This is a genomic window from Mycobacterium sp. (assembly GCF_019243155.1).
Taxonomy (GTDB): Bacteria; Actinomycetota; Actinomycetes; order Mycobacteriales; family Mycobacteriaceae; genus Mycobacterium.
Genome location: NZ_JAFAUS010000329.1, coordinates 1 through 7,083 on the forward strand (window position 1 = coordinate 1; position 7,083 = coordinate 7,083).

7 protein-coding genes and 1 pseudogene are annotated in these 7,083 nt (G+C 64.4%); 1 reads left to right on the forward strand and 7 read right to left on the reverse strand.

Annotation, left to right across the window (positions count from 1 at the left end):
* The 3 genes and pseudogenes from JOZ00_RS16650 to JOZ00_RS16660 form a co-directional block, all read right to left on the reverse strand.
* A pseudogene (locus JOZ00_RS16650) lies at positions 1–861 on the reverse strand (hypothetical protein); the annotation flags it as partial.
* Positions 861–2,531, reverse strand: coding sequence for a potassium-transporting ATPase subunit KdpA (gene kdpA / locus JOZ00_RS16655; protein WP_293345455.1), 1,671 nt, complete (start codon positions 2,529–2,531; stop codon positions 861–863). The pseudogene JOZ00_RS16650 and the gene kdpA, both read right to left, overlap by 1 nt.
* Positions 2,531–2,620, reverse strand: a complete 90-nt coding sequence (locus JOZ00_RS16660) for a potassium-transporting ATPase subunit F (protein WP_293345457.1) — start codon at positions 2,618–2,620, stop codon at positions 2,531–2,533. The genes kdpA and JOZ00_RS16660 overlap by 1 nt, the downstream gene beginning before the upstream one ends.
* A 469-nt stretch (positions 2,621–3,089) precedes the next feature.
* Here JOZ00_RS16660 and JOZ00_RS16665 point away from each other — a divergent pair, with 469 nt between their 5' ends.
* Entirely contained in the window at positions 3,090–3,581 is a 492-nt protein-coding gene (locus tag JOZ00_RS16665) for a DUF6611 family protein (RefSeq protein WP_293345459.1), read from the forward strand.
* Here the strand turns inward: JOZ00_RS16665 and JOZ00_RS16670 are convergent.
* The 4 genes from JOZ00_RS16670 to JOZ00_RS16685 form a co-directional block, all read right to left on the reverse strand.
* Entirely contained in the window at positions 3,554–5,107 is a 1,554-nt protein-coding gene (locus JOZ00_RS16670) for a HAMP domain-containing sensor histidine kinase (RefSeq protein WP_293345461.1), read from the reverse strand. The genes JOZ00_RS16665 and JOZ00_RS16670 overlap by 28 nt on opposite strands.
* A gap of 7 nt (positions 5,108–5,114) precedes the next feature.
* Positions 5,115–5,888: a response regulator transcription factor gene (locus JOZ00_RS16675; protein WP_293345463.1), complete on the reverse strand. Its 774-nt coding sequence runs from the start codon at positions 5,886–5,888 to the stop codon at positions 5,115–5,117.
* Positions 5,889–6,560: 672 nt separating this feature from the next.
* Positions 6,561–6,845 (reverse strand): WXG100 family type VII secretion target, encoded by a 285-nt coding sequence (locus tag JOZ00_RS16680; RefSeq protein WP_293345465.1) that lies wholly within the window; start codon positions 6,843–6,845, stop codon positions 6,561–6,563.
* A gap of 44 nt (positions 6,846–6,889) precedes the next feature.
* Positions 6,890–7,083, reverse strand: a 194-nt coding sequence (locus JOZ00_RS16685; RefSeq protein WP_293345467.1) for a WXG100 family type VII secretion target, incomplete at its 5' end; no start/stop codon positions are given.

The window sequence follows — 7,083 nt, forward strand, 5'->3', positions numbered from 1 at the left end:
CAGCAGTGACACCAGTACGATCCCGGTAACGCCACTTGCGTTGAGCGCCTGGCTATCCGGCACACCGGGATTGTTCATCTTGGAGTAGATCGCGAGCGGCTGCAGAGTCGCGACCGCGAAGATGAAGATGATCGTCAAGGCGGCCAACAGGATGTTCAGCGCGATCTCGTTGGGGGTCTTCTGCCGGTTGGCGCCCTCGACGAGCGCGATCATCCGGTCGATGAAGCTTTCCCCGGGCTTTTGGGTGATTTGCACGACGATGCGGTCACTGAGCACGGTGGTGCCGCCGGTGACCGCGGAGCGGTCGCCGCCGGACTCGCGGATCACCGGCGCCGATTCGCCCGTGATCGCCGATTCGTCCACCGAGGCAATGCCTTCCACCACGTCGCCGTCACCCGGAATCACCTGGCCGGCCTCGACCACGACGATGTCGCCCTGTCGCAGCTGGGGAGCGGCGACTTCTTCCTCGACATGATGCGCGCCGGGTCGCCAGTCCCGCAGGCGGCGTGCCACCGTCTGCGTCTTGGCCCGGCGCAGCGTTTCGGCCTGGGCCTTGCCGCGGCCTTCGGCCACCGCCTCCGCGAGATTCGCGAAAAGCACTGTCAGCCATAGCCAGATCACGGCCAGCCAGGCGAACCAGGTCGGGTTGATGATCGCCAACGCGGTGCTCCACGCGGCGCCGATCTCGACGATGAACATGACCGGGTTGCGCCACAGGGTGCGCGGGTCGAGCTTGCGAAGCGCATCCGGTGTCGACTTCCACAGCATCTTCGGGTCGAGCAAGCCGCCCTGCACCCGCTTCTTGCTTGTCGAGGCCGCAGGCTGCGCCTGCTCGGGCGAATTGATCACGGTCGCGGTCATCAGTGGATTCCTTCAGCGAGTGGCCCGAGCGCCAGCATGGGCAGGAAAGTGAGGGCAACGACAATCAACGTGACGCCGGCGACCATGCCCACGAACTGTGGCCGGTGGGTCGGCAGGGTGCCCGCCGACTCGGGCGTCTGACCCTGTTTGGCCAACGAACCGGCCAGCGCCAGCACCAGCACGATCGGCAGAAATCGGCCGAAGACCATGGCCAGGCCAAGGGCGGTGTTGTACCAGTTGGTGTTGACGCTGAGGCCCGCGAAGGCCGACCCGTTGTTGTTGGCCGCCGAGGTGAACGCGTACAGGATCTCCGACAAACCGTGCGGGCCGCTGTTGGCCATGCTCGCGCGCTCGCCCGGCAGCGCCATCGCGATCGCGGTGCCGGTCAACACGATCAGCGGCGTGACGAGGAAATAGCTTGCCGCCAGCTTGATTTCGCGCGGGTTGATCTTCTTGCCGAGGTATTCCGGCGTGCGTCCGACCATCAGGCCCGCGACGAAGACGGTGATCACCGCCAGGACGAGAATGCCGTACAGGCCGGAGCCCGTGCCACCGGGCGCGACTTCGCCCAGTTGCATGTTGAACATCGCGATCATGCCGCCGAGGCTGGTGAGCGAATCGTGGGTCGAGTCGACCGCGCCGGTGGATGTCAGGGTCGTCGAAGCGGCGAACACTCCGGAGTCGGGAATTCCGAAGCGCTGCTCGACTCCCTCCATGGCCTGGCCGACGGAGGTGGGCACCGTGCCGTGGTGCTGCAGCTGGAACCACAGCATGAACGTGACGCTGATCCCGTAGAGCGTCGCCATCACCGATGCGATCGCGTAGCCCTGCTTGGTGCTGCCGACTATGCGCCCGAAGGTGCGCGGCAGCGAGAAGCCGATCATCAGGATCAGGAAGATCTCCAGCCAGTTGGTCCACGCGGTCGGGTTCTCAAACGGATGCGCCGAGTTCGCGTTGTAGAAGCCGCCGCCGTTGGTGCCGAGCTCCTTGATGGCCTCCTGGCTGGCCACCGGGCCACCGGTGATCGTCTGCTGGGTGCCGTTGAGGGTGGTCACTACCTGGTCGTGCAGGTGGAAGTTCTGGATCGCCCCGCCCGCGACCAGCAGGATGGCGCCGATAACGGAGATCGGCAACAGGATGCGCAGTGTGGTGCGCACCAGGTCGACCCAGAAGTTGCCCAGGTCCCCGGTGCGCCTCCGGGCAAACCCGCGTACCAGCGCGATCGCCACGGCCATGCCGACGGCGGCCGAGACGAAGTTCTGCACGGCCAGCCCGGCCATCTGGACGAGATGGCCTTGGGTTGTTTCACCGGAGTAGGCCTGCCAGTTGGTGTTGGTGACGAAGCTGACCGCGGTATTCCACGCCAGCCCCGGCGTCATGGTCGTGCCGGGGTTGTGCAGGTGCAGCGGCAACTTGTCCTGCACCAGCTGGAGCACGAACAAAAACAGAATGCTGATCGATGAGAACGCCAGCACGCTGCGCGCATACGCGCCCCAGGTCTGCTCCGAGCGGGAATCGACACCGATCAGTCGGTAGATCGCACGCTCAACCGAGGAGTCCTTCTCGGTCGAGTAGACCCGGTACATGTAGTCGCCCAACGGAACGTGTATCAACACGACCGCGACGACGAGGGTGACGAGGAAGATGATTCCCGCCGTTGTTGTACTCACTAGAACCTCTCCGGGAACAGCAGGGCGCACCCCAGAAACAGCGCGAGGATGACCGAAAGCACCAGCCCGACAACGTTTTCGTAACTCACAGTCGCTCGACCAACTTCTGCGTCAGGCCGAGCACGGCGAACACCGCCACCGTGAGCAGCACGAATATCAACACGCCCATCTCGTCTCCGTCCCACGCCGTTCACGTGCGTACGTGCATAACCTCATCGACTCAGCTACAGCGCATTCACCGGAGGCAAGGTCGATTTGAAATTAGCTGGGAGGAGTTGCGATAGGGCCTTTGGTTGACACTTTCCTAACGGGGTCGCTGGGCACCTTTACGCTTTCTTTACGCCGCACTGCCGGGCACTGTGCCAGATACGCCCAATCATCAACCGCGACAAGGAATATGAAGCAGATCACGTCGCATAAAAGTGGTGCCGCGACCGTATAAATGCCGTTAGCATCGGCGCCCGCGCCACCGATCAGGCGTACACCTGAGCGATGCGAAGCATCGACCATCGAAATGTTCCGGGCCGAGGCTCACGGTCGCGGGTATGCGATCCCGGCGTGTGGTCACGGCTGCTCGACGGCTCGCGAACGTGGGGTTCGTATGACGCCACGGTCAGCCGATACGGTGTCCGGCGCTGTCAGCTGGTCCTCTATCCGCCGGGCTGCAGCATCACGGACCGGCGGCTGGCGCGGTTGTGGCGAGGCTGGCCGCTCACCGGTGCCGCGCTTGCACTGGTCGCGCTGATGCTGCTCGGTGACGCGGCGGCCGAACCCATTACGGTGCTGGCAGTCGCCGTGGCCGCCTATGTGAGCATCGGGCTGTTGCTCTTCCTGCGGGCCGGCCCGCTTCGTGTGCGAGTCAGGTCCATGTCGGTCATCCTCATGCCGGCAATTGCCGACGAGCGCGAGGTATGCAAGTACGTCGAATGGAAAGCGTTGGTGCACAAGCTGAATTGCGCCGACCGCATGCTGGCGATGGGAACCATCTCACCCGTGGAGCATGAGGCCGCCTGGTGGCAGGCCTACGACCGGTTGGGGCCGGCGCGCTGATCGCGATCGGCGACCGGATTTTCGATCATCGGCAGGCGCACTCGGAAAATCGTTCGGCCGTCGGTGGATTCGGCGGTAACCGAGCCGTGATGGGCCTTGACGATCGAACTCACGATAGCCAGGCCCAGCCCGTTGCCGGAGCCGTTGGTGCGCGACCTGTCCGCCCGGACGAAGCGCTCGAACAAGTCGGGGAGCAGGTCGGGGTCGATGCCCGGCCCGTCGTCGACGACGGTCAGCTCCGCATAGGACCCAGCGGGATCGCCGTGATGGCAAGTGATTCCGGTCGTCACCGTGACGCCCGGCGGTGTGTGCACCCGGGCGTTGTTGAGGAGATTGCTGACCAGTTGGTGTAGCCGGGCGTGGTCCCCGCTGACCCAGACCGCTCCGTCGGGCAGGTCATTGACCCAATGGTGTGTCGACGCCGCAACGGCCGTGTCGTTCACCGCATTGACGACGAGGTCGGCCAAATCGACGTCTTCGGTCTCTAAGTCCTGGCCCTCGCCCAGGCGGGACAGCAGGAGCAACTCGTCGACGAGCAACGTCATTCGGCGCGCCTCCGATTCGATACGGGCCAGCGCGTATTCGGTGGTCGGCGGCAGCGCCGAACTGTCCTGGCGGGTCAATTCGGCGTAACCCTGAATCGCCGCAAGGGGAGTGCGCAGCTCATGGCTGGCGTCGGTGATGAACTGCCGCATCCGCAGGTCGGAGTCGGCACGCTGCGCCAGTGCGCTGTCGACGTTGTCCAGCAACCGGTTCAGCGTGTGACCGACTATCCCGACTTCGTTCTGGGAGTCGGTGTCCTGCGGTCGCACCCGGACGCTGATCCGGTGGTCGTCGTCGGTGAGTGGCATCGCGGCGACTTCCGCGGCAATCGCCGCGAGCCGGCGCAGCGGTCGAAGCGTGTACCCGACGACCCACACGGTGAGCGCGGCCGTGACCACCAGTGCCGCCGCGATGAGCGCGGTGGTGGTGACCTGTTTGCGGGCGATGATCCGGTCGGCGAGGTTCAGCGAAACCCCGGCGACCAGAACGTCGGGTCCGTCGACGCGGCTGTCGACGCGGTAGGAACCCAGGCTGCCAAGGTGTTCGGTCCGCGGCGGGCCACCGGTCCACTTCTGCGCCTCGATGGCGCGGACCACGTCGGCCGCCGCGGGCCGCGCTTCGGCCTCGGAGAAGACCGCCGAGCCGATCACGGCGCCGTCGTGCAGCACGACGATGAGGTTCTCCGGCGTCTGGTCGGTGAACTGCAGCATCGCCTGCGCCACTGGCTTGTTGCCGCCGTCCGCCGAATTCTGTTCGCCGTTGCGGTATTTGGCGTACGAGTGGCCCAACGCGTCCAGGGAGTCGACGACGTCGGCGTCACTCATCGCGGTGACGTAGCCGCGCAGGCTCAGCACGGAGACGATGCCGACCGACACCAGCACAACGCTGACCACGGCCAGCACTCCGACGAGCAACTGGCGGCGCAGCGAGCGGGGGAGCCACCGCGGGCGGTCGCGTGATGTCGAGTCCCCGACTTCGGTCATTCCCCGGTCATTCGGCAGGGCGCAGCATGTATCCGACACCGCGGACCGTGTGGATCATCGGCTTGCGGCCGGAGTCGATCTTTTTGCGCAGGTAGGAGATGTACAGGTCCACGATGCTGGTTCGGCCGGCGAAGTCGTAATTCCAGACGCGATCCAGGATCTCGGTGCGGCTGAGCGCGCGGCGGGGGTTGCGCATCAGGAAGCGCAGCAATTCGAACTCGGTGGATGACAGCGATATGGCCGTGCTGCCGCGGCTGACCTCACGGCTGGCGCTGTCGACTCGAAGGTCGCCGACTTTGAGGCGTTCGGCGCTGGGCGTCGGCTGCTGGCCGGAACGTCGCAGCAACCCGCGTAGCCGAGCGACCAGCTCCTCGAGGCTGAACGGCTTGGTCATGTAGTCGTCGGCGCCGGCGGTCAGGCCGGTGACCCGGTCCATGACAGAGTCGCGCGCGGTGAGAAAGAGCGTGGGGGTGTACGCGTCGGATTGCCGGACCCGTTCCAGAATCCGCAGGCCGTCCACGTCGGGCAGCATGATGTCGAGGACCAGCACGTCGGGACTGATCTTGTCGAATTTGGCCAGCGCCTCGCGCCCGTTGTGGGCGATGTCGACGACCCAGCCCTCGTAATGCAAGGCCATCTTAACCAGGTTGGTCAGCGCGGGCTCATCGTCGACCAGCAAAACCCGAATGGGTGATCCGTCGGGGCGGTAGATCCTCGGTAGCTGCCCAAGGATGGCTTGGCGTGGGCGCTGTCCGCCCGCGTATCCCGACACTGCTGTCATGTTCCTACATTCTGGCAAGCACACACATGATTGTCACGAACTTCATAGAAACCTCAAATGTAAATGCGTTTGTCGGCTCTCGCCCGACACCAAACAAACATGTGCTTTATAGCTTCCAAAACGATTGGAAAGCATAGTAATTGGTTTGGCGTTGGCTGGCCCATCCGAGGCCTAACGTTTCCAAATCGGCTAAGCACGAACGCATTTGCGTGGTTCCCAAGACGCCGCTCTTCAACGATTTCCGCCGTGGCCTACTGCGTACGCTCGACGGCAGGGGACGAACACGATTACGAATGCTGGCCATTTGAAATGTCTTTCGTATGAAACCCGTGGAATGCTGACGCGAAATCTCCGTTGGCGTTCGGCTCACTCAGCACGCTACCGGTGCCCGCGGGGGCTGGTTGGTGCCGACGGCTGCGATCGGATTGTGGCCTGTGCCGCGAATTACTTTGCGGCACGCGTCGGTTCGAACCCCACACGGTGAGACCAAGTGTCGCACGATTTGTGCGGCGCTGCGGACCGCATGCCGTCACCGCACACCGCACCGGACTGGGCCGGCAAACTCCATCGCCCCTCGCTCATCCCCGCTCGCCAGGGGCCGGATAGCTGTTTCCAGCACGAAAAGGGCCCGCACACATCGAGTGTGCGGGCCCTTCTCGGTATAGCTGCGGGTCAGGCCCAGCTGGAGCCGACGGCACTGTCCGTGCTCGCCATGTTGCTGCCGGCGGTCTGCACCTTCTGCCCGTGGGAGTTGGCCTGCTCGTAGATCACCTGGAAGTTGCGACCCAACTGGGTGATGAACTCCTGGCAGGCGACCGAACCGGCACCACCCCAGAAGTCACCGGCGGCCAGCACATCGCGCACGATGGACTGGTGCTCAGCCTCGAGGGACGCGGCCTGGGCGCGGATCAGGGCGCCGTGGCTGTCGACATCGCCGAACTGGTAGTTAATGGTCATTTCTGTGCTCCTTAAAAGTGTTGGACGACAGTAGCTTTGATCGACTAGCTGCCGAGGATTTGCTGCGAGGCCTGCTCTTGCTGCTCGTAGTTGTTGGCGTCGCGGATGAGACCGTCGCGCACCCCGTGCAGCATGTTGACGATGTTGCGGAAGGCCTGGTTGACCTGTCCCATGGTGTCGTACGAGGTGGCCTGAGCCTGGCCGCTCCAGCCCGCACCGGCGATGTTCATCGACGACA

Bases quoted from the DNA above. Each gene is read 5' to 3' on its own strand.
- JOZ00_RS16670 (WP_293345461.1), bottom strand. From the start codon at position 5,107: ATGACCGAAGTCGGGGACTCGACATCACGCGACCGCCCGCGGTGGCTC.
- JOZ00_RS16675 (WP_293345463.1), bottom strand. From the start codon at position 5,888: ATGACAGCAGTGTCGGGATACGCGGGCGGACAGCGCCCACGCCAAGCC.
- JOZ00_RS16680 (WP_293345465.1), bottom strand. From the start codon at position 6,845: ATGACCATTAACTACCAGTTCGGCGATGTCGACAGCCACGGCGCCCTG.